19 protein-coding genes are annotated in these 22,932 nt (G+C 51.7%); 12 read left to right on the top strand and 7 right to left on the bottom strand.

Annotated features, from left to right (window positions below; translation table 11 throughout):
- Positions 1-218: 218 nt before the first annotated feature.
- From N7268_RS04710 to N7268_RS04670, 9 genes are all read left to right on the top strand, one after another.
- Complete coding sequence (locus tag N7268_RS04710; RefSeq protein ID WP_198906949.1) at positions 219-575, top strand: DUF3302 domain-containing protein; 357 nt, start codon at positions 219-221, stop codon at positions 573-575.
- Between the two features lie 2 nt (positions 576-577).
- Positions 578-1,714: an HlyD family secretion protein gene (locus tag N7268_RS04705; RefSeq protein ID WP_260861946.1), complete on the top strand. Its 1,137-nt coding sequence runs from the start codon at positions 578-580 to the stop codon at positions 1,712-1,714.
- 97 nt (positions 1,715-1,811) lie between these two features.
- On the top strand, positions 1,812-2,420 hold the full coding sequence (locus N7268_RS04700) for a glutathione S-transferase (RefSeq protein WP_260861945.1): 609 nt from the start codon (positions 1,812-1,814) through the stop codon (positions 2,418-2,420).
- Positions 2,421-2,518: 98 nt separating this feature from the next.
- The gene (selA, locus tag N7268_RS04695; RefSeq protein ID WP_260861944.1) at positions 2,519-3,910 is read left to right on the top strand and encodes an L-seryl-tRNA(Sec) selenium transferase; all 1,392 of its coding nucleotides are present in this window, start codon (positions 2,519-2,521) and stop codon (positions 3,908-3,910) included.
- Positions 3,907-5,751, top strand: coding sequence for a selenocysteine-specific translation elongation factor (gene selB, locus N7268_RS04690; protein WP_260861943.1), 1,845 nt, complete (start codon positions 3,907-3,909; stop codon positions 5,749-5,751). The genes selA and selB overlap by 4 nt, the downstream gene beginning before the upstream one ends.
- 187 nt (positions 5,752-5,938) lie before the next feature.
- Entirely contained in the window at positions 5,939-7,090 is a 1,152-nt protein-coding gene (gene yiaY / locus N7268_RS04685; RefSeq protein ID WP_260861942.1) for an L-threonine dehydrogenase, read from the top strand.
- Between the two features lie 93 nt (positions 7,091-7,183).
- Entirely contained in the window at positions 7,184-8,722 is a 1,539-nt protein-coding gene (aldB, locus tag N7268_RS04680; protein ID WP_198906955.1) for an aldehyde dehydrogenase family protein, read from the top strand.
- Between the two features lie 220 nt (positions 8,723-8,942).
- Positions 8,943-9,266, top strand: coding sequence for a DUF3302 domain-containing protein (locus N7268_RS04675; RefSeq protein ID WP_198906956.1), 324 nt, complete (start codon positions 8,943-8,945; stop codon positions 9,264-9,266).
- Between the two features lie 5 nt (positions 9,267-9,271).
- Positions 9,272-10,408 (top strand): HlyD family secretion protein, encoded by a 1,137-nt coding sequence (locus N7268_RS04670; protein WP_260861941.1) that lies wholly within the window; start codon positions 9,272-9,274, stop codon positions 10,406-10,408.
- A 28-nt stretch (positions 10,409-10,436) separates the two neighbouring features.
- Here N7268_RS04670 and N7268_RS04665 read toward each other — a convergent pair whose 3' ends face one another.
- Entirely contained in the window at positions 10,437-11,390 is a 954-nt protein-coding gene (locus N7268_RS04665) for a LysR family transcriptional regulator (protein WP_260861940.1), read from the bottom strand.
- A 121-nt stretch (positions 11,391-11,511) separates the two neighbouring features.
- Here N7268_RS04665 and N7268_RS04660 point away from each other — a divergent pair, with 121 nt between their 5' ends.
- Together N7268_RS04660 and N7268_RS04655 are read left to right on the top strand one after the other, a co-directional pair.
- Entirely contained in the window at positions 11,512-12,252 is a 741-nt protein-coding gene (locus tag N7268_RS04660; RefSeq protein ID WP_260861939.1) for a MipA/OmpV family protein, read from the top strand.
- A 240-nt stretch (positions 12,253-12,492) separates the two neighbouring features.
- Complete coding sequence (locus N7268_RS04655; protein ID WP_198906960.1) at positions 12,493-12,966, top strand: 4Fe-4S binding protein; 474 nt, start codon at positions 12,493-12,495, stop codon at positions 12,964-12,966.
- Positions 12,967-13,002: 36 nt separating this feature from the next.
- On the opposite strand, the gene avtA is transcribed toward N7268_RS04655, so the two are convergent.
- Together avtA and malS are read right to left on the bottom strand one after the other, a co-directional pair.
- A complete protein-coding gene (gene avtA, locus N7268_RS04650) occupies positions 13,003-14,253 on the bottom strand; it encodes a valine--pyruvate transaminase (protein ID WP_409929173.1) in 1,251 nt (416 codons plus the stop codon).
- Positions 14,254-14,429: 176 nt separating this feature from the next.
- A complete protein-coding gene (malS, locus tag N7268_RS04645; RefSeq protein ID WP_260861937.1) occupies positions 14,430-16,460 on the bottom strand; it encodes an alpha-amylase in 2,031 nt (676 codons plus the stop codon).
- Between the two features lie 316 nt (positions 16,461-16,776).
- On the opposite strand from malS, the gene N7268_RS04640 reads away from it, so the two are divergent.
- Positions 16,777-17,601, top strand: coding sequence for a protein bax (locus N7268_RS04640; RefSeq protein WP_198906963.1), 825 nt, complete (start codon positions 16,777-16,779; stop codon positions 17,599-17,601).
- 74 nt (positions 17,602-17,675) lie between these two features.
- Here N7268_RS04640 and xylR read toward each other — a convergent pair whose 3' ends face one another.
- From xylR to xylF, 4 genes are all read right to left on the bottom strand, one after another.
- Positions 17,676-18,854, bottom strand: coding sequence for a D-xylose utilization transcriptional activator XylR (gene xylR / locus N7268_RS04635; protein ID WP_260861936.1), 1,179 nt, complete (start codon positions 18,852-18,854; stop codon positions 17,676-17,678).
- Between the two features lie 80 nt (positions 18,855-18,934).
- Positions 18,935-20,116 carry a xylose ABC transporter permease XylH gene (gene xylH / locus N7268_RS04630; protein WP_260861935.1) on the bottom strand — a complete coding sequence of 394 codons (1,182 nt, stop codon included), beginning with the start codon at positions 20,114-20,116 and terminating at the stop codon, positions 18,935-18,937.
- On the bottom strand, positions 20,094-21,635 hold the full coding sequence (locus N7268_RS04625; RefSeq protein WP_198906966.1) for a xylose ABC transporter ATP-binding protein: 1,542 nt from the start codon (positions 21,633-21,635) through the stop codon (positions 20,094-20,096). The genes xylH and N7268_RS04625 overlap by 23 nt, the downstream gene beginning before the upstream one ends.
- A 109-nt stretch (positions 21,636-21,744) precedes the next feature.
- Positions 21,745-22,737 carry a D-xylose ABC transporter substrate-binding protein gene (gene xylF, locus N7268_RS04620; RefSeq protein ID WP_198906967.1) on the bottom strand — a complete coding sequence of 331 codons (993 nt, stop codon included), beginning with the start codon at positions 22,735-22,737 and terminating at the stop codon, positions 21,745-21,747.
- Between the last annotated feature and the right edge of the window lie 195 nt (positions 22,738-22,932).

The following is a 22,932-nucleotide window of genomic DNA, read 5'->3' as shown; positions in this document are numbered from 1 at the left end:
ATCGCAAGAAATTTTCATTGGGACAAATCCCGATGTGATCTATAGCAGGTTCTTTGTGGGTCTGTTTTCCTGCAAATAGAGCCATTTCTCGCCAGAAAAAATATTTTATTTATGATATGGCGAAAATGCATAACTCCAGTTATGTTCAAAATACCAGCCTGGGTATGTACGGCTGCCAGCACAGATAAAACTCTAATTAGCGTGAATACGAGGCAGCTATGTTTCTAAATTATTTCGCGTTGGGCGTGCTGATCTTCGTTTTTTTGGTTCTGTTTTACGGAATCATCGCCATCCATGACATTCCCTATAACATGGCGAAAAAGCGTAACCATCCCCATGCTGATGCTATCCATACGGCAGGCTGGATCAGCCTGTTCACCCTTCATGCTATTTGGCCGTTTCTGTGGATTTGGGCCACCCTCTACCAGCCCGAACGCGGCTGGGGGATGCAAAACCACATTCAACCTTCAGAGCGAAACCCCGACGTTGACGCGCTAGCGAAACGCGTAGCCGAGCTGGAACAAAAACTGGCCGCGGTACAACCCGCAGCTGATAAGACCCCGCTGGAGCGCTAATCATGGATTTGTTGATTATTCTGACCTACGTGGCATTTGCCTGGGCCATCTTTAAAATATTCCGCATACCAGTGAATCAGTGGACGCTGGCGACGGCGACATTAGGCGGGGTGTTTATCGTTGCGGGACTGATCTTATTAATGAACTATAACCACCCGTATACGTTTACCGCGCAAAAAGCCGTTATTTCTATTCCCATTACGCCGCAGGTGACGGGGATTGTTACCGAGGTAACGGATAAAAATAATCAGCTGATTAAAAAAGGTGAGGTGCTCTTTAAGCTCGATCCTGTGCGTTATCAGGCGCGGGTTGACAGGCTACAGGCGGACCTGGTGACAGCAACGCACAATATTGAGACCTTAAAAGCGCAATTAGCGGAAGCGCAGGCCAACACCACGCAGGTTTCCGCGGAACGTGACCGTCTGTTCAAAGATTATCAGCGCTATCTGAAAGGCAGTCAGGCGCGCGTGAATCCTTTCTCAGAAAGCGATATCGATAATGCCCGGCAAAACTTTCTGGCACAGGATGCCTTAGTGAAAGGCTCCGTTGCTGAACAGGCGCAAATTCAGAGTCAGTTAGACAGTATGGTTAACGGTGAGCAATCGCAAATTGTTAGCCTGCGTGCGCAACTGACAGAAGCGAAATACAACCTCGATCAGACCATTATTCGCGCCCCCAGCAATGGGTATGTGACGCAGGTACTCATCCGGCCGGGGACCTACGCTGCCGCACTGCCGTTGCGTCCGGTAATGGTGTTTATTCCTGAACAGAAGCGGCAAATTGTGGCGCAATTCCGCCAAAACTCGTTGCTGCGTCTTAAATCTGGTGACGAAGCGGAAGTGGTGTTTAACGCGCTGCCCGGCCAGGTTTTCTCCGGCAAGCTGACCAGCATTTTGCCGGTTGTGCCTGGTGGCTCGTATCAGGCACAGGGAGCATTGCAGTCGCTAACGGTGGTGCCCGGTACCGATGGCGTACTGGCGACAATTGAACTGGAACCGAACGCGGATGTGGATGCCCTACCGGATGGTATCTATGCCCAGGTCGCGGTCTATTCCGACCATTTCGCCCACGTTTCGGTGATGCGTAAGGTGCTGCTGCGTATGACCAGTTGGATGCATTACCTTTATTTGGATCATTGAGACCATCGTCACCTGCCATTTATCAGAGTCTGAGCCATACTAGGCTGTGTCCCGCAACCGTGGGGCACAGTTTTTTTGTTGGCAAAAAGGACACGGCATGAAACTCATTGGTAGCTACACCAGCCCTTTTGTACGCAAAATTTCCATTCTGTTGCTGGAAAAGGGCATCACGTTTGAATTCGTTAATGAACTCCCCTACAACGCGGAAAATGGCGTGGCGCGGTATAACCCGTTAGGCAAAGTGCCCGCGTTGGTCACCGACGAGGGAGAATACTGGTATGACTCTCCGATCATTGCGGAATATATTGAGCTGCTGGATATTGCGCCAGCCATGTTGCCACGCGATCCGCTGGCGGCGCTGAAGGTTCGCCAGCTGGAAGCGCTGGCTGACGGTATTATGGATGCCGGTTTAGTGTCGGTTCGTGAACAGGCCCGACCCGCAGCGCAGCAGTCGGAAACCGAACTGTTGCGCCAGCGTGAGAAAATTACCCGCAGTCTGGATGCACTGGAAGGGTATCTGGCAGATGGCACGCTCAAAACAGACACCGTAAACTTGGCCACCATCGCCATTGCCTGCGCAGTGGGCTATCTCAATTTCCGTCGGGTCTCACCCGGTTGGTGTGTGGATCGACCACGGTTGGTCAAGCTGGTGGAAACGCTCTTTCAACGCGAAAGTTTTGCCCGCACGGAACCACCCAAGGCTTGATGCGTATTATGTCCGCCTGAGCAAAGTCACGGTACAATCCTCCCTATATCGATATCCCTCTCCATTGTGGGGAGGGCCACCAACAGCCAGGCCCTTTCATGACAACCGACATGCGTTCACTCTACAGCCAGCTTCCTGCTATCGATCGTTTATTGCGCGATAGCGCCTTTCTTGCCCTGCGTGAGTCCCACGGCCATACCCGGGTGGTTGACCTGCTTCGTCATATGCTCGATGAAGCCAGGGAAACGATTCGTGATGTACAGGTGCTCCCGGCATGGTGCGACGACTGGGCTCAAGAGGCATATGCCCGGCTGGAGCGAGAATCACAAAGCGCATTACGTCCGGTTATCAACCTGACCGGGACGGTTCTGCATACCAATCTGGGGCGCGCATTGCAGGCGCAAGAGGCGATAGATGCGGTCATGCAGGCGATGCGCACGCCGGTCACGCTGGAATACGACCTGGACGGCGCAGAGCGCGGGCATCGCGATCGTGCGCTGGCTGAGTTGCTGTGTCGCATCACTGGGGCTGAAGACGCCTGTATCGTCAATAACAATGCCGCAGCGGTGCTGCTGATGCTGGCCGCAACGGCGAATGGCAAAGAGGTGGTGGTTTCGCGCGGCGAGCTGGTGGAAATTGGCGGCGCGTTTCGTATACCGGATGTCATGTGCCAGGCCGGATGTGTTTTGCGAGAAGTGGGCACGACCAACCGAACCCACGCCAGCGATTATCGACAGGCTGTGAATGAAAACACGGGCTTGTTGATGAAGGTGCATACCAGTAATTATAGCATTGAAGGCTTCACCAAATCTGTTGATGAGGCAGAGCTGGCGGTCATTGGTCAGGAACAGGATATTCCGGTGGTTGCGGATCTGGGCAGCGGCTCGCTGGTGGATCTCAGTCAGTACGGTTTGCCGAAGGAGCCGATGCCGCAGCAGCTGATTGCCGCAGGCGTGAGCCTGGTCAGTTTCTCAGGCGACAAGTTATTGGGCGGACCCCAGGCCGGAATCATCGTGGGTAAAAAAGAGATGATTGCCCGTCTGCAGCGCCACCCGCTGAAACGTGCGTTGCGGGCGGATAAAATGACGCTGGCGGCACTGGAAGCGACACTGCGACTCTATCTGCACCCGGAAGCGCTGGCTGAGAAATTGCCGACGCTGCGGTTACTTACCCGTACCGAAGAGGCTATCCGCCACCAGGCGCAGCAATTGCAGGCGCAGCTTGAAGAACATTATGGCGGCGAGTTTGCCCTGAACGTGATGCCTTGCCTGTCGCAGATTGGCAGCGGTTCGTTACCTGTTGATCGGCTGCCCAGCGCGGCGCTAACCTTTACGCCACATGATGGGCGCGGTAGCCGCCTTGAGGCGCTGGCTGCGCGTTGGCGCACCTTACCCGTACCGGTCATCGGTCGAATTTATGATGGCCGCTTATGGCTGGATCTGCGCTGTCTTGAAGACGAGACCCGGTTTATGGAGATGATGCTGAAATGATTATTGCAACCGCCGGACACGTTGACCACGGAAAAACAACGTTATTGCAGGCCATTACGGGCGTGAATGCTGACCGCCTGCCGGAAGAAAAAAAGCGTGGCATGACCATCGATCTCGGTTATGCCTACTGGCCGCAGCCGGATGGCCGCGTGTTGGGGTTTATCGACGTTCCCGGGCACGAAAAGTTTCTTTCCAACATGCTGGCGGGGGTCGGAGGTATTGACCATGCGCTGCTGGTAGTGGCTTGCGACGACGGTGTGATGGCACAAACGCGGGAGCATTTGCAGATCCTGCAACTGACCGGCAATCCGCAGCTCACCGTGGCGCTGACAAAAGCCGACCGCGTGGATGAGTCGCGCATTCATGACGTGCGTGCAGAAGTGCAAACGACGCTGGCGAACTATGGTTTTGCGGATGCAGAACTCTTTGTGACCGCAGCCAGCGAAGGGCGTGGGATCGACGCTTTACGCGACCATTTGCTGCAGTTATCTTCGCGCGAGCATGCAAGCGACCACAGCTTCCGCCTGGCGATTGACCGTGCTTTTACGGTAAAAGGCGCAGGCCTTGTAGTCACGGGGACGGCGCTCAGTGGTGAAGTCAACGTGGGTGACACGCTGTGGCTGACGGGCGTGAACAAACCGATGCGCGTGCGTAGTTTGCATGCGCAAAACCAGGCGACGGAGCATGCCCATGCGGGGCAGCGTATTGCGCTGAATATTGCCGGTGATGCGGAGAAAGAACAGCTTAACCGTGGTGACTGGCTGCTTTCCGATGCGCCGCCGGAGGCTTTTACCCGTGTGATCGTGTCTCTGGAGCATTCTGCACCGTTGATGCAGTGGCAGCCGCTACACATTCACCATGCGGCCAGCCATGTGACCGGGCGAATTTCGCTACTCGAAGGGACACTGGCGGAGCTGGTATTTGATACCCCACTGTGGCTGGCGGATAACGACAGGCTGGTGCTGCGCGACATCTCAGCCCGCACCACGCTGGCGGGCGCACGCGTTGTCACGCTCAACCCGCCACGCCGCGGGAAGCGTAAGCCGGAGTATCTGCAGTGGCTGTCAGCACTGGAAAATGCTCAGGATGACGGCGACGTGCTGGCCTTACATCTGACGCGCGGTGCGGTGAATATTCCTGACTTCGCGTGGGCGCGACAGCTCAATGGCGAGGGTATGCGTCCGCTGATTGAACAACATGGTTTTATTCAGGCCGGATACAGCTTGTTGAATGCGCCCGTTGCCGCTCGCTGGCAGCGCAAGGTTCTTGATACGCTGGCGACGTACCACGAACAGCATCGCGATGAGCCGGGACCGGGGCGTGAACGCCTGCGTCGTATGGCTTTGCCAATGGAAGACGAAGCGCTGGTGCTGCTGCTGATTGAAAAAATGCGCGAAAGTGGTGCGATCCACAGTCATCATGGCTGGTTGCACTTGCCCGATCATAAGGCGGGTTTCAGCGATGAGCAGCAGGCTATCTGGCAAAAGACCGAACCTCTTTTTGGCGACGAACCCTGGTGGGTGCGGGATCTGGCCAAAGAAACCGGTACGGATGAGCAGGCGATGCGTTTGGCATTACGACAGGCGGCACAGCAAGGCATCATTACGGCGATCGTCAAAGATCGCTATTACCGCAACGATCGGATTGTGGCCTTCGCCAATATGATCCGTGAATTGGATCAGGAGCGAGGATCGACCTGCGCGGCGGATTTCCGCGATCGACTAAACGTGGGGCGTAAACTGGCTATCCAGATTCTGGAATATTTTGACCGTATTGGTTTTACCCGTCGCCGGGGAAATGACCATTTATTACGCGATGCGTTACTGTTTCCTGAAAAATAATGAAACAATTAACGCATAAATAAAATGAATTAATACAAAATAGCCGTAGACATAAATAAGCACATTAGATTATGAACCTAATGTGCTTTTTATTTTGCGTGTTATTAAAATAACAACCGCGATCATACTTTGTTAGAATTTTCACTCGTATGATTCTTACCTCTTTTGAGTAATTAAGGATCGTATTATGGCTGCTTCAACTTTTTTTATTCCGTCTGTAAATATCATTGGTGCTGATTCATTGAAGGATGCCATGAATACAATGGCGGAATATGGTTTCCGCCGTACGTTAATCGTGACTGATGCCATGCTGACCAAATTAGGGATGGCGGGCGACATTCAAAAGGCACTGCAGGAACGTGATATTTTCAGTGTAATTTACGATGGTACGCATCCTAATCCCACGACCAGTAATGTTGCTGCTGGCCTGAAAATGTTGCAAGAAAACGCCTGCGATAGCGTTATTTCTCTCGGTGGTGGTTCTCCGCATGATTGCGCAAAAGGCATTGCGCTGGTGGCGGCGAACGGTGGCGATATTCGTGATTATGAAGGCGTTGACCGCTCCGCAAAACCGCAATTGCCGATGATCGCCATCAATACCACAGCCGGTACGGCGTCTGAAATGACCCGTTTTTGCATCATTACCGATGAAGCACGTCATATTAAAATGGCGATCGTCGATAAACACGTTACGCCGCTGTTGTCCGTCAATGACTCCTCGCTGATGGTAGGCATGCCGAAGTCGCTGACAGCGGCCACCGGCATGGATGCTCTGACCCATGCCATTGAAGCTTATGTTTCCACTGCGGCAACGCCGATTACCGATGCGTGCGCGCTTAAAGCCGTGACGATGATTGCAGAAAATCTGACCATCGCAGTTGAAGACGGCAGCAACGCTCAGGCTCGTGAAGCCATGGCCTATGCGCAGTTCCTCGCCGGTATGGCCTTTAACAACGCCTCTCTTGGTTATGTTCACGCGATGGCGCACCAGTTGGGTGGTTTCTATAATCTGCCGCACGGCGTGTGCAACGCGGTACTTCTGCCGCATGTGCAGGTATTCAATAGCAAAGTGGCCGCGGCTCGTCTGCGTGATTGTGCTGCCGCAATGGGCGTGAATGTCGCGGGTATGAGCGAAGAGAAAGGGGCGGAAGCCTGCATCGCTGCGATCCGCGAACTGGCGCAGAAAGTCGATATTCCGGCAGGCCTGCGTGAGTTGAACGTGAAGGAAGAAGATATCGCTGTGCTGGCGACCAATGCGCTGAAAGATGCCTGTGGTTTCACCAACCCGATTCAGGCGACCCATGAAGAGATCATGGCGATTTATCGCGCAGCGATGTAATTCGTGATATCTGTCGTAAAGCAGTAAAAGGCTGGCGAATATTTCGCCAGCCCCGTCTACCCTTTGTAGTACCCCTACAGCAAGGAGACGGTCATGACCAATAACCCCCCTTCAACGCGTATTTATCCCGGCGAGTATGGTTACCCTCTGAAGTTAAAAAATCGATACGATAACTTTATCGGCGGTGACTGGGTCGCACCTGTGGACGGTGAGTATTACCAGAACCTGACGCCGGTCACCGGGCAATTACTGTGCGAAGTGGCCTCTTCCGGCAAGAAGGATATCGACCTGGCACTGGATGCCGCGCATAAAGCAAAAGATAAATGGGCGCATACCTCCGTGCAGGATCGTGCGGCGATCCTGTTCAAGATTGCTGACCGAATGGAACAAAATCTGGAGCTGCTGGCGACGGCAGAAACCTGGGACAACGGCAAGCCAATCCGTGAAACCAGCGCTGCAGATGTGCCGCTGGCCATTGACCATTTCCGCTATTTCGCCTCCTGTATTCGTGCGCAGGAAGGAGGGATCAGTGAAGTCGATAGCGATACCGTGGCTTATCACTTCCATGAACCTCTCGGCGTGGTAGGGCAAATTATTCCGTGGAACTTCCCGCTGCTGATGGCGAGCTGGAAGATGGCGCCTGCGCTGGCTGCAGGTAACTGTGTGGTTCTCAAACCTGCGCGCCTGACGCCGCTGTCCGTACTGCTGCTGATGGAAGTGGTGGGTGATTTGCTGCCGCCGGGCGTGGTGAACGTGGTTAATGGCGCTGGCGGTGAAATCGGCGAGTATCTGGCGACATCAAAACGCATTGCGAAAGTGGCGTTCACGGGTTCGACGGAAGTCGGACAGCAAATCATGCAGTATGCGACGCAAAACATTATTCCTGTCACCCTGGAGCTGGGGGGCAAATCGCCCAATATCTTCTTCGCAGATGTGATGGATGAAGAAGATGCGTTCTTTGATAAAGCGCTGGAAGGCTTTGCTCTGTTTGCGTTCAACCAGGGGGAAGTGTGTACGTGTCCGAGTCGGGCGCTGGTTCAGGAGTCTATTTACGAACGCTTTATGGAGAGAGCCATTCGCCGCGTGGAAAGTATCCGCAGCGGTAACCCGCTCGACAGCGTAACGCAAATGGGCGCGCAGGTTTCGCACGGTCAACTGGAGACCATCCTCAACTATATCGATATCGGTAAGAAAGAGGGGGCAGATGTGCTGACCGGCGGGCGGCGTAAGCAACTGGATGGGGAGTTAAAAGAGGGATACTACCTCGAACCTACCATTCTTTTTGGTAAGAACAATATGCGCGTTTTCCAGGAGGAGATCTTTGGTCCGGTGCTGGCCGTCACCACTTTTAAAACCATGGAGGAAGCGCTGGAAATCGCCAACGACACCCAATATGGTCTCGGTGCGGGCGTCTGGAGCCGTAACGGTAATCTGGCGTACAAGATGGGACGCGGTATTCAGGCGGGGCGTGTATGGACCAACTGTTACCATGCCTACCCGGCACACGCGGCGTTCGGCGGCTATAAACAATCAGGCATCGGACGTGAGACCCACAAAATGATGTTGGAGCATTATCAGCAGACCAAATGCCTGCTGGTGAGCTACTCTGATAAACCGCTGGGACTGTTTTAATATCCCGCCACTTATTGCCCGGTAGCCGGTTACGTGCCGGGCATGCTTCACCCATCCTGTTATGATCCACAGCCCGCAAGACGACGGGTATATATAAACACATATATCGTTATATAAATAAGCAAATTGCATTCAATCTGGTCATTCCACTAGTATTATCCACTCTATTGTTTAAAACAAATAGCATACAAACTTTTAAATTTTAATCCCTGAGGCAAATATGTTCCTTGATTATTTTGCATTAGGAGTGCTTATTTTTGTATTCCTGGTGGTTTTCTATGGGATTATTATTCTGCATGATATTCCCTATCTGATAGCAAAAAAACGTAATCATCCCCATGCCGATGCAATACATGTTGCGGGTTGGGTGAGTCTGTTTACGCTGCATGTTATTTGGCCATTTTTATGGATCTGGGCGACGCTTTATCGCCCCGAGCGAGGGTGGGGTATGCAGAGTGCGGATCCTTCCCTTATCCAACTTCAGGCTCGAGTCGCTGATCTGGAAAAGAAACTGGCCGAGGGTAAAACCTCTCCAGCGGAGTAATATTAATGGATTTACTGATTGTTTTGACCTATGTGGCGTGTGCATGGTCTATATTTAAAATTTTTAAAATTCCTGTCAATAAATGGACTGTACCCACAGCAGCGCTGGGCGGAATATTTATTGTTAGTGGACTTATATTACTGATGAATTATAACCATCCGTATACTTTTAAGGCGCAAAAAGCGGTCATTTCTATTCCGATTGTGCCGCAGGTAACGGGTGTGGTGACAGAAGTCACGGAGAAGAAGAACACGCTGATTAAAAAAGGTGAAGTGCTGTTTAAACTGAATCCGGGGCGCTACCAGGCGAGGGTTGATCGTCTGAAGGCTGATATTGTCACCGCGCAGCATAAAGAGCAGGCGCTCGCCGCGCAGCTGGATGAAATGAAAGCGAACACGCAACAGGAAAAGGCGACGCGTGACAAGCTGGCAAAAGATTACCAGCGCTACGCGCAGGGAAGTCAGGCGAAAGTGAATCCTTTTTCTGAGCGCGATATTGATGCGGCGCGGCAAAACTATCTGGCACAGGAAGCGTCGGTAAAATCCTCCGTCGCAGAGCAACAACAGATTCAGAGTCAGTTGGACAGCATGGTATTGGGTGAGCATTCACAAATTGCCAGCCTGAAAGCACAACTGGCAGAAGCGGAATTTAACCTTGAACAAACCGTGGTGCGTGCGCCCAGCGATGGCTATATCACGCAGGTATTAATCAGGCCGGGTACCTACGCGGCTGCGCTGCCTATGCGCCCTGTCATGGTTTTTATCCCGGACCAAAAACGGCAAATTATTGCCCAGTTCCGTCAAAATTCATTGCTGCGACTGGAACCCGGTGATGAGGCTGAAGTTGTGTTTAATGCCCTTCCAGGTCAAGTATTTAGCGGTAAACTGACGGCTATCAGTCCGGCTGTTCCGGGGGGAACCTATCAGTCGAATGGGGCGTTGCAATCCCTGAATTCCACACCCGGTTCAGAAGGCGTTATTGCCACCATTGATCTGAATGAACATGCGGATTTAAACGCGTTGCCTGATGGTATTTACGCACAAGTCGCCGTGTATTCAGACCATTTCTCGCATGTGTCAGTGATGCGCAAAGTCCTGCTGCGTATGACCAGTTGGGTGCATTACCTGTATCTCGACCACTAAACGTCGGCTATTGGCTTACCTTTCTCGCTTACTCAGGTGACTGTTGCTGTGCCTGAGTAAGCTGCTGGCGTATCTCATTTAACATCTCATCAAGAATAAACTGTACTCGCCAGGGCTGATATTCGCGTTTGCGGAAAATGGCCACAAGATCCAGCCACCACTCATGCTGTTCAGAGAAGCACGGAACCAACATTCCGGCTTGGGTATCCTTTTGCACGCTTTTATTTGGCGCAAAAACAATGCCTAAATGGTTACGAGCCAATGCCAGTGCCGACTGCGTATTGTCGCAAACGTAATTTCCCGTCACACGATAGTCCTGTAATTCTTTACCTTTGCCTGAGGTGAATCGCCAGATATTCGCGTCATCAATCATCATTGAATCAATAAGAATACAGGAATGATGCTCCAGTTCTTCAGGACTACTGATAGGATGTTTATTAAGATATTCCTGGCTAGCAAAAGCAGAAACCGCATATTTAGTAATATAACTGGCAACTAATGATTCATCTTTAGGTTGTGTATAGGTAATTAAAATATCGCAATCGTCAGGGAAATCGACGCCTTCATAAAATGCTTTGCGCTCCAGGTTATATGTTTTCAGCGAAAGACTAATACCACCAATATTCTGGATTTTTGCAATAACATGTTGTGATAAGTATGTAACTATTCCTGTCGGTGCATATACCGTTACGCGACCACGCTTTTCATGCTTATAATCCGCAATGAAATTGTTTAGCTGCTCGTTTCTATCCAGCATGTCATTAATGTAAGGCAGTAGCGCTGTACCAAACGGTGTCAGGGTAAGCTGTCGGGTGGTTCTGTCGAAGACTTTCAACCCAACTTTTGATTCAAAATCAGCAAGATATTTACTGACGTTGGCTTGCGCGATGCCGAGGACTGTCGCTGCATGACTGATATTTTCACTGGCAGCAATGACTGAAATTATCTTCAGCTCCCGGTGTTTGAGTTGTTGTTTGTTCATCGCCGAACCCAATATATATAGGATTGTATATATTACTATATAAATATGCGCCTTGCACTGATGAAATTGTAAGCATTATTATGCCCGCGTTTTGTAGCTTATTTTAAAATGGAATGTTGGCATGTTAATTAAACGCAATATTGTGGCGCTATTTGCCTTTTCTTTTATGGCTAGTGCGACAGCCGCAGAATTTTCTATTGGCGGTGGCGCTGTATATAATGAATCTCCTTATCGTGGATATAATGATAATGTTCACGCAGTACCGCTTGTCAGTTATGAAAGTGAATCATTTTATTTTAGGCAAACAACGTTAGGCTATATTCTGTCCAAAAGTAAAAGTAATGAATTTAGCATTACTGCGTCGTGGATGCCGCTTGAGTTTGATCCCGCTGATAACGACGATCATGCGATGAAGCAACTGGACAAGCGCGACAGCACGGCAATGGCAGGGGTTGCGTGGTATCACCACGAGAGCTGGGGTAGCGTTAAAGTCTCCGCTGCTGCCGATGTTCTGGATAACAGCAATGGCTGGATTGGTGAAGCCTCCCTGTTCCGTCAAATGCCGATGGGCAAGCTGACGCTCACTCCGTCCGTGGGTGTTCTCTACTATGACGAAAACTTCAATGAATATTACTACGGTGTGTCAGGCAATGAATCCCGCCGCAGTGGATTATCCAGCTTCTCCCCTGGCGACAGCTGGACACCGTACGTCGGTCTGTCTGCAAAATATGCGTTAACCTCTAACCTGACATTGCTGGCAAGCGCCAATTATAGCGTGCTGCCGGACGATATTAAGGATAGCCCAATGGTTGATCGCGACGACAGCTTCACTTTCCTGTCTGGGGTGAGCTGGCGTTTCTAAGTTCTCACCCGTTTGTCCTCATGGAAGAGGGCACTCTTTTCATGATGCTTTTATGTATGGCGCTAACAACCCGTTGGACGCCATGCGTAATATTGTCCCAGCCAGGCTTTACCGCCCGGCTCAGGCGAATACGCATAACCCTTCAGTACCTGACAAAATTTAACCAATTCCCCTGTTTGATCAAGGCAACCGGGACCGGCTCTCTGGCACTCTGAGGTTTTAACGCAGAAGGAGGGGGCAATGAACGGTTTTATTATGGCGGATGCGGCGAAATGTATCGGGTGTCGTACCTGTGAAGTTGCCTGCGTGGTTGCACACCAGGAAAACCAGGATTGTGCGACGGTCTCCTCTGGGGCGTTTGTCCCGCGTATCCGGGTCATTAAAGATGATCGGTTCACCACGGCAGTAGCCTGCCATCAGTGTGAAGACGCACCCTGCGCGAATGTTTGCCCTACTCATGCTATTCGTCGTGAACGTGAGCACATCTTCGTAGAACAGGCGCGCTGCATTGGCTGTAAAAGCTGTATGCTGGCATGTCCATTTGGGGCGATGAATGTGGTGGCGCAGACGACGCGGGCGCAGGCGATTAAATGCGATCTGTGTTGGCATCGTGATACAGGACCCGCGTGTGTAGAGGCTTGCCCGACCCATGCGTTGCAATGTATTGATGCCGTCAAAATTCAGCAGCAGCGCCTGCGTTCACAGCCGCTGTAGCAGACGTCCCGGCCAGAATGCTGGCCGGGCGTTGTGTTAGCCTTCCAGCCAGGCGCGTTCTATCTCTTCCGCCAGAATCTTCACGCCCGCCTCGATTTTCTCCGGCTCCGGCACATAGTTCATCCGCATGCACTGATGGGTATGCGGCCAGGGTTTATCCAGCCCTGGGAAGAAGTAATCACCGGGAACCATCAAGACGCCGCGCGCCTTCAGGCGCTGATACAGCAGCTCGGTCGAAATCGGCAAATCCTTAAACCACAGCCACAGGAAAATCGCGCCTTCGGGTTTATGAATCAGGCAGCGATCTTCGGATAAATAACGGCGAATGATCGCAATCGTCTCCTGAACGCGCTGATAATAAAACGGTTTAATTACGGTCTCTGACAGGCGCAGAAGATCGTTACGTTTAATCATTTCGCACATCATTGCCGGACCCATACCGCCAGGGGCAAGGCTGATAATGCCGTTCATATTCGTGATAGCGGTGATGATTTTTTCATTGGCGATAATAATGCCGCAGCGGGAACCTGGCAGCCCCAGCTTGGAAAGGCTCATGCACAGCACAATGTTGGGGTTCCACAACGGGCGTGCTTCGCTAAAAATGATCCCGGGGAACGGGACGCCATAGGCGTTATCAATCACCAGTGGAATACCATGCTGATTGGCCAGACGATCCAGTTTCATCAACTCTTCGTCAGTGATCACATTGCCTGTCGGGTTGGTGGGACGGGACACGCATATCATGCCGGTCTCTTCACCAATGTGCAGGTGTTCAAAGTCAACGTGATACTTGAACTGGCCTTGCGGCAGCAGTTCTATGTTCGGGCGCGCGGAAACGAAGAGATCCTCTTCCAGCCCGGCATCAGCGTAACCAATGTACTCTGGAGCCAGGGGGAACAACACTTTTCGGGTCGTCCCGTCTGCGCGACGTCCGGCGAAGAGATTAAATAAGTAGAAAAATGCACTCTGACTGCCATTTGTCAGCGCAATATTTTGTGGTTCGATATCCCAACCCAGCTTCTCACGCAGCAGTGTGGCGAGTGCGGTGAGCAGCTCAGTTTTACCTTGCGGACCGTCATAATTACAAAGCGCATCAGTGACTTTGCCGCTTTCCAGCATCTCTGCCAGTAGCGACTGAAAGTAATTCTGCATTTCCGGGATTTGCGCCGGATTCCCGCCGCCGAGCATGATAGCGCCAGGTGTGCGTAAACCGTCGTTGAGGTCTTCCATCAGGCGGGTAATGCCTGAATGGCGGGTAAATTTGTCGCCAAAAAGTGAGAATGTCATAGCAGGTGGTCTGTCGAACTCAGTATTAAAGTGGCTAACCATAGCGCTCCCTATGGCAGGGTGCAAATCAGGCACAAAAGGCGGGATTGATGTTTTGTGCTGAAGATTTTTGGCAGGTTGGTTTTTTATATTGAATCCGGCTTCCCGCGCGATAAAGCACAAGAAGCCGGCCAGGATCAGGGCTGGCCAGCCCAAATCACCATCACTTTATCGTCGCCCTGTTCACGTATAAATCCATATCCTTGCGTTAAGGTGAGCGTGGTTTGTTTACCTGCGCCGATGGCCGGGTGTCTGGCTCTGAACTGGCTGATACGCTGCCAGTGCGCGACGCTGGCGGCTGATTTCCCGCTGACGTCCTGCCAGTTCATATCTGAGCGTGTACCTTGCAAGGGGTCAGAACCGGTGGGTCCAAAAGGACGGGCGGATTCGTCGCCATAAAAGACCTGTACGGCTCCCGGCGCCAGCAACAGCAGTTCGGCTGCTTTATTTCCCCCTTCGCGGAACAGACGGGTATCATGCGATGAGAGATAGCTCAGCACGTTGAAATCCTGAAGTTTTTCCGCCATTTGTTGCCAGGTGAGATCCATCGTAGCCAGACAATCAACGGCCTTTGCCGCCTGTTCCTGATAATCAAAGTTGATCATCGCGTCAAAACCGTGACGGTAATAATCGCTTTGCATGACGCCGTGGCCCCAGGCCTCGCCAGTCATCCAGAAGGGTTTGTCATCAAGCGCTTTGTCCGGGTTGGCGCGTTTCCATTCGGCCAGTGCCGCACTGGCCTGTGTTTTCAGTTGCTGCCATGCGGGGAGCTCGACGTGCTTGGCGGTATCAACCCGAAATCCGTCAATCCCGTAGTCACGCACCCATTGGCTGAGCCAGTGGGTCAGATAATCACGTGGCGTGTAGCCTGCGATGGCGGTGGCGCGCGTATCGGGTTTGTTTTGGTAGAAGACCGGCAGGCCGGAAGGCGTGGTGGATTCCGTTTTGAGATCGGGCAGGAAGGCCAGTGACATCGTCAGGTCGTCAAAACCGGGATTGTCGTAGTCGCCAATGTCGGTGCGAATCCAGTTTTTCCCCCACCATTTTTCCCACGCGGCTTTATCACTGAAGTTGATGTAATCATTAAAGCTGTGCCAGCTTTGTCCGGCAGCCGGTCTCCAGTCCGTCCAGCGCTCTCCAAGCGTCTGTTTCAGCTCATCTCCTGATAAGTACAACGCGCCAAACTGATACGCCTGCATATCTGCCAGTGTGGCGTAGCCGGTGTGGTTCATCACCACGTCGAACAGAATACGGATGCCGCGCTGGTGAGCGCCATCGACCAGTGCCCGCAGATCGGTCTCGCTACCCATATTGGCATCAAGCGTGGTCCAGTCCTGGGTGTAATAGCCGTGGTAAGCATAATGGGGGAAATCGCCTTTTGTGCCACCGCCAACCCAGCCGTGGATTTGCTCAAACGGGGCGCTGATCCAAAGGACATTCACCCCTAACTGCTGCAGGTAATCGAGTTTGTCAGTGAGGCCGCGTAAATCTCCGCCGTGAAATGTACCAATCTCCTGCATACCGTCATTGTGGCGACCGTAGCTATGGTCATTGCTCGGATCACCGTTCTGAAAGCGGTCTGTCAGTACGAAGTACACCGTGGCGTTATGCCAGTCGAACGCGGCAGGCGCGTCGGTTTCCGCCCGTTCCAGCAGCAAAAGCCCGTTGCTGGTTGCGGCAGGGAGCAAGGTAATTTTCCCGTTTTGTACCGTTGCGGTTTGCTGGCTGTAGAAATCACGCACCACTGCGCCTTCCGGGAAGGTCTGGCTAACTTCCAGCGTCAGTGGCGAGCCATTCCACTTCGGACACTGGCGAATCTGCGTCGTCACCGGTTCTGCAATGTTATTGACCGATAGCATCAGCGTCGGTGTCCCGGATCGGGTATCGACTTCCAGCGTGTAGTTGCCGTCTTTGAATAAACGCCACTGCGGCGGTGTGCCTTCGCAGGGTTGTAGCGACAGCATCTGGTTGAGTTTTATGGGATTAGCTGGCTGCCAGCACTGTTGGTCAAAATTCAGGGTCAAAGGACGCGTACCCTTCGTCAACGCTGCATGGCTGACAAACTTACCCGTTCCTTCCGCTTCGAAGGCCGGGAATCCTTGAGCAGTCCATGATGAGGCAATGGCAAGACCGGGCATGAGCGCCAGCGCAACGGCGGCAAGTTTCATAATGCTGTCCTTGATGCTGCGATTTTCACCAGTTTGCCAGTGAACCAGAGAGGAAAACTCATCCTTTGAGCGGATTCAGCCAGGATGAGGCGTGAGGGTGAGCGATCGTGTGCAAATAACGACCGTATTTTGCGATAACCCTCACATTTTCTTCGAATTAATGACACTCTCAACCGTTAGTGCGTGACATAGTTTCAGAATTGGACTATTCCTTTAGGTGCTCTTGACGGCTATTTTTGATATGATTTGAGATTCATCTCTCATTTTTGTGAAAAATATAAGGTGTTGGAATGTATAAATCCGACCAGGAGACCTAATGATATTGACTCCCATTCGACGATATGGGGCAATGATTCTTATGTTACTCACCATCGCATTTTCGGGTGAGGTGCTGGCAAAGACACACACGGCGACAACGAGTCACAAGCCCCAGGTAATCAAGGCAAGTAATACACAGGTAAGCAGTAAACAAGAGTATTCTCGCAATAGTGCAAAGAGTAGTTCACTTCCTGATTTGCGAAAATACCCTTCCGGGACACCAAGGAAAAAAGCGTTTCTCCGGACGGTTATGCCTTATATTACCAGTCAAAATGCGGCCATTACGGCGGATCGTAACTGGCTGATTTCAAAACAGTATCAGAGCCGCTGGTCTCCGAGTGAGCGCACGCGCATGAAAGATATCGCGAAGCGCTACAAGGTGAGCTGGTCTGGTAACACCCGCCGTATTCCGTGGAATACGCTGCTTGAGCGCGTAGACATTATCCCGACCAGTATGGTGGCGACGATGGCTGCAGCGGAAAGTGGTTGGGGTACGTCGAAGCTGGCGCGCAGCAATAACAACCTGTTTGGTATGAAATGTACCAAAGGGCGTTGCAACAATGCGCCGGGTAAAGTGAAAGGTTACTCACAGTTCGATTCGGTAAAAGAGTCAGTGACGGCCTATGTCATTAACCTGAATACGCATCCGGCTTACTCTTCATTCCGTAAATCGCGTGCGCAGTTGCGTAAAGCCGATCAGGAAGTTACCGCAACAGCAATGATTCATAAGCTGAAGGGTTATTCCACCAAAGGGCAGAGCTATAACAACTATCTGTTTGCAATGTACCAGGATAACCAGCGTTTAATCGCCGCGCATATGTAATCGCAGCATGCCGGTCAGGTCTACATGATGACGTGTAGGCCTGATCAGCGTCGTGCCATCAGGCCTGCATCCCTTCACATCAATACTTCACTGTTCACATCGCGGTATTCTTTCGGCGTCGTGTCGTACTCTTTCTTGAACACGGAATAGAAGTACTGCAAAGACGGGTAGCCGCACATCTGCGAAATCTCGTTTATCGATAACGTGGTGGAAATCAACAGGCTACGCGCTTTCTCCAGCTTTTCAGCATGAATGACGGCGTGGATTGTCTCCCCGACCTCCTCTTTAAAACGCTTCTCCAGATTCGAACGAGAAATCCCCACAGAGTCCAGCACCTGATCAACCTTGATACCTTTGCAGGCGTGGTTGCGAATGTAATGCATTGCCTGAATAACGGCAGGATCGGTAAGCGAACGATAATCCGTAGACTGACGCTCAACAACGCGTACAGGGGGAACCAGTATGCGCTGTAACGGCATCTCTTCATGAGCCAGCAGGCGGTGGAGGAGTTTGGCAGCCTGATACCCCATTTGCCGGGCTCCCTGCGCGACGGAGGACAAGGCGACCCGTGACAGATAGCGCGTGAGCTCTTCGTTATCGATGCCAATAACGCACAGTTTTTCTGGCACCGGGATGTGCAGATGTTCGCAGGCCTGCAGAATATGGCGCGCCCGCGCATCGGTGACGGCAATTATACCGGTGTGCGGCGGCAGGGTTTGTAGCCAGTCTGCCAGTCGGTTTTGCGCGTGCTGCCAGTATTCCGGCGCGGTTTCGAGCCCCTGATACACCACACCACGGTATTTTTCTTCTGCGACCAACTGGCAAAACGCATACTCTCGTTCTGCGGCCCAGCGCTTGCCGCTGGAAGCGGGGAGGCCATAAAAGGCAAAACGGTTAATCCCTTTTTCTTTCAGGTGCAGAAAGGCGCTTTCTACCAGCGCGTGGTTGTCGGTGGCGATGTAGTGGACGGGTGGGTAATACTCAGGAAGGTGGTAGGAGCCGCCGACGCCGATGATCGGAACGTTCACGTCAGCAAGCACCTGGGCGATGTCATCGTCGTCGTAGTCGGCGATCACGCCATCCCCTAACCACTCTTTGATGTTATCAATGCGCGCACGAAAATCTTCTTCTATGAAGATATCCCACTCTGATTGCGACGCTTGCAGATACTCGCCAACCCCCTCAACCACCTGACGGTCGTAAGCCTTATTGGCATTAAATAACAACGTAATGCGATGACGTTTATCAAACATGGTTCTTTTCCTGCTGAATCATGTAGAAAAGACAATGCCGGTTGCGTTAACCGGCATTGAGATAGACCCACTTCTGACATTCAGGAACGACGTTTGGTTGCTGAGTCCATCCATACTGCCAACAACAATATCGCCCCTTTCACTATATACTGCCAGAAGGTGGGAACGTCCATCATACTCATTCCATTATCCAGAGAAGCCATAATAAATGCGCCCATGACGGCACCGGCCACACTCCCGATACCTCCCGCCAGGCTGGTTCCCCCGATGACGCATGCGGCAATGGCATCCAGCTCCGCAATGTTCCCGGCGGAAGGGGAGCCTGCGCCAAGTCGCGAGCTAAGGATGAGCCCGGCAATGGCGACCATCAGACCATTAATCGCGAAGACGGCAAGTTTAGTGCGCTCAACGTTGATACCGGAAAGACGCGCGGCTTCCAGGTTCCCACCAATGGCGTAAATTCTCCGACCAAATGCGGTGCGCGTGGCCATAAACATCCCGCCGAGCAACAGCAGCGTCAGCAGCAGGACGGGCGTCGGGACGCCACGATAATCGTTTAATAACCAGATTGCGCCTAAGACGATAATGGCAGTGAATGCCTGGCGGCCCACAACTGACGTGGATGCGGGAGCGGCGAGACCTAACGCCTGGCGACGCATACGTCCGCGCCATTGCCAGCCAACAAACGCCATTAAGCCGAGAGCGCCGATGATAAAGCCGGTGCTATCGGGCAAGTAACTCTGACCAATCTGAGACATTGCCGCGCTGGTGGGGGAAACGGTTGTGCCGTTGGTTATGCCAATCAGAATGCCGCGGAAGGCCAGCATGCCCGCAAGGGTGACGATAAACGACGGCACTTTGCGGTAGGCAACCCACCATCCATTCCATGCGCCGAGGAGCAAGCCCAGCACGAGGGTGACGATCACCGTCAACGGTAATGGCCAGCCTAACCAGACATCACAGATTGCCGCTACGCCGCCCAATAACCCCATCATGGAACCGACGGACAGGTCGATTTCCGCGGAAATGATGACAAACACCATGCCCACGGCAAGAATACCGGTGATCGCCGTCTGTCGAAGCAGGTTCGAGACGTTACGTGCGCTCAGGTAGGCGCCATCGGTGGTCCACGTGAAAAACAGCATAATCACGATGATCGCCGCAATCATGACGAAGACTTGTAAGTTAAGCGATTTTATTGCTGGGAACCCCCCCGTAACAGGAGTTGAAAGTTTCGCTTCAGACGGATTGTTTTTCGACATGATGTTCGCTCCTTAATGCGGCTTCCATCACCTGCTCCTGAGTCAGGTTATGATTTACCAGGTTAGCTTTCAGTTTTCCTTCATGCATCACCAGGATGCGATCGCTCAGTCCGAGCACTTCAGGTAATTCAGAGGAGATGACAATCACGGCAATGCCTTCCTGAACAAGCTGGTTGATGAGTTTGTAGATTTCATATTTGGCGCCGATATCAATGCCCCGGGTGGGCTCATCAAGAATGAGGATTCGGGGATTTAACAGGAGGCAACGCGCGAGAATCGCTTTTTGCTGATTCCCTCCGCTCAGACGCCCGATCGCAAGGTCGGGAGACGATGTTTTCACTTTGAGCTGTTGAAGCGATTCCAGAATGCATTTCTGTTCAGCGGCATCATCAAGATGACTCATACCCCCGGTAAATTTATCGAGCGCGGCCAGGGTGATGTTTTTCCCCACCGCCATCACCGGAACGATGCCATCTTTTTTTCTGTCTTCAGGCACCATGGCGATGCCATGCGCAATGGCTTGCTGGCAGTTATGGATATGCACCTGAGTGCCTTCAATAAATACCTTTCCTTCCCAACGACCCGGCCAGACGCCGAACAGGCACTGTACGGCCTCGGTACGCCCTGCGCCGACGAGTCCGGCAATGCCGAGAATTTCGCCGCGCTTGAGTGAGAAAGAAATGTCGTTGACCCGTTTTATATGGCGATTGACGGGATGCCAGGCTGTCAGGTTCTCAACCCGTAAAATCTCTTCGCCCGTGGTATGAGGCTCACTGGGGTACAGCGCGGTGAGCTCACGGCCCACCATCATGGTGATAATATCGTCTTCGGTCATGTTGGTCGCATCGCGTGTGCCGATGTGCTGACCGTCGCGAATGACGCAAATGGTGTTCGAGATAGCCTTAACTTCGTTCAATTTGTGTGAAATATAAATACAGGCAATATCATGCTGTTGCAGGTCACGAATAATATTCAGCAGTATTGCGGTCTCCTGCTCGGTGAGGGAGGCGGTAGGTTCATCCAGAATAAGCAAGCGGACCTGTTTATTCAGCGCTTTCGCAATTTCTACCAACTGCTGCTGCCCTAAGCCTAAATCGCCCACGCGCGTATCTGGCGAAATGGACAAACTGACCTGATCGAGTAATTTCTGACAGCGTAGCGTCATCATCTCGTAATCAAGAACGCCGTTACGGGTCATTTCGCTACCGAGGAAAATATTTTCCAGTACCGTCAGTTCTTTCACCAGGGCTAATTCCTGGTGGATGATCGCAATACCCTTACGTTCGGTATCGCGAATATGGTTAGCACGGATGGTTTCGCCCGCAAAAATGATTTCGCCTTCGTAGGTGCCATGCGGATAAATTCCGCATAGCACTTTCATGAGCGTCGATTTACCTGAACCATTTTCACCGCATAATGAAACGATTTCGCCAGCATTGACCCTGAGGCTAACGTTATCAACAGCCTTCACGACGCCGAATGTCTTGGTAATGTTTTTCATTTCAAGAAGATATGGCATAACTGCTCCACATAAGCCAATAAGAGAACCCTGCGTGGACGTTCACGTCTATCCGTGGCGAATTTGACACCACGTTTGTTGCCCTCTGATTTTGCAGAGGGCACATGACTTACAGATCGCTTTTCTTGTGGAATCCGTCTTTAATCACGGTCTCGTTAATATTGTCTTTGTTGACATCAATTGGCGTGAGCAGTCGGGAAGGGACATCTTTCAGGCCATTATTCAGCGTGGTGTCTGCTTTAGGCTGTTGATCATTTCCCAGTTCGACGGCAATTTCCGCAGCGGTATTCGCGAGCAAGGTGATGGGTTTATAAACCGTCATGGTTTGAGTGCCGGCGACAATACGCTTGATGCCCGCAAGGTCAGCATCCTGCCCGGAAATAGCGACTTTTCCTGAGAGTCCTTGCGCGCTCAGAGCCTGAATCGCACCGCCAGCTGTGGCGTCATTTGAAGCAACGACCGCATCAATTTTGTTATTGTTGGCGGTGAGCGCATTTTCCATAATCTTTAAGGCATTTTCGGGTAACCAACCGTCAACCCATTGATCGCCCACTACCTTAATTTTTCCGCTGTCGATATACGGTTTTAATACTTTCATTTGTCCTGCGCGGAACAGCTTCGCATTATTATCAACCGGCGAACCACCCATCAGGAAATAATTCCCCTGGGGAACAATGTTAACTAATGATTGAGCCTGTAATTCACCCACCTTTTCATTATCGAAAGAAATATAAAAATCGATGTCAGCATCATTGATCATACGATCATAAGCCAACACCTTAATCCCTTCTTGTTTTGCTTCTTTGATAACATTACTTAATACCTGGCCGTTGTAAGGGATTATCACCAGGACATCTACGCCACGGTTGATCATGTTTTCAATCTGCGACATTTGGGTTTCTTCATTACCATTCGCCGATTGTACAAATACTTTCGCACCCAGCGATTCCGCTTTGCTGACGAAAATATCGCGATCTTTCTGCCAGCGTTCCAGACGGAGATCATCAATCGCCATACCGATTTTCACTTCTTTGGCATGACCTGCAACGCTGGTGAGTAAAAGGGATGTGCAAACAGTCAGTAAAATGTTTTTCATCTTCATAATCGTGATGCCTTTTGTAGGGGAGAGACAGCAGAAAAGTAACAATCACAGCGTAAGACGTAGCAGAGTTTTAACAGGTAACGGCTGGAAGGCAATTATAGATTTTTATCTTCCAATTACGTTTTTTGGTTTATTTCTTGATTTATGACCGGGATCGTATTTTAAATGATTCGTTGCCTGGGTTACATTTAAGTT

Origin of the sequence: Citrobacter sp. Marseille-Q6884 (assembly GCF_945906775.1) — a bacterium.
Classification (GTDB): domain Bacteria; phylum Pseudomonadota; class Gammaproteobacteria; order Enterobacterales; family Enterobacteriaceae; genus Citrobacter.
The sequence above is the reverse complement of the archived record's forward strand: the minus strand, read 5'-3'. Positions and strand labels throughout refer to the sequence as shown.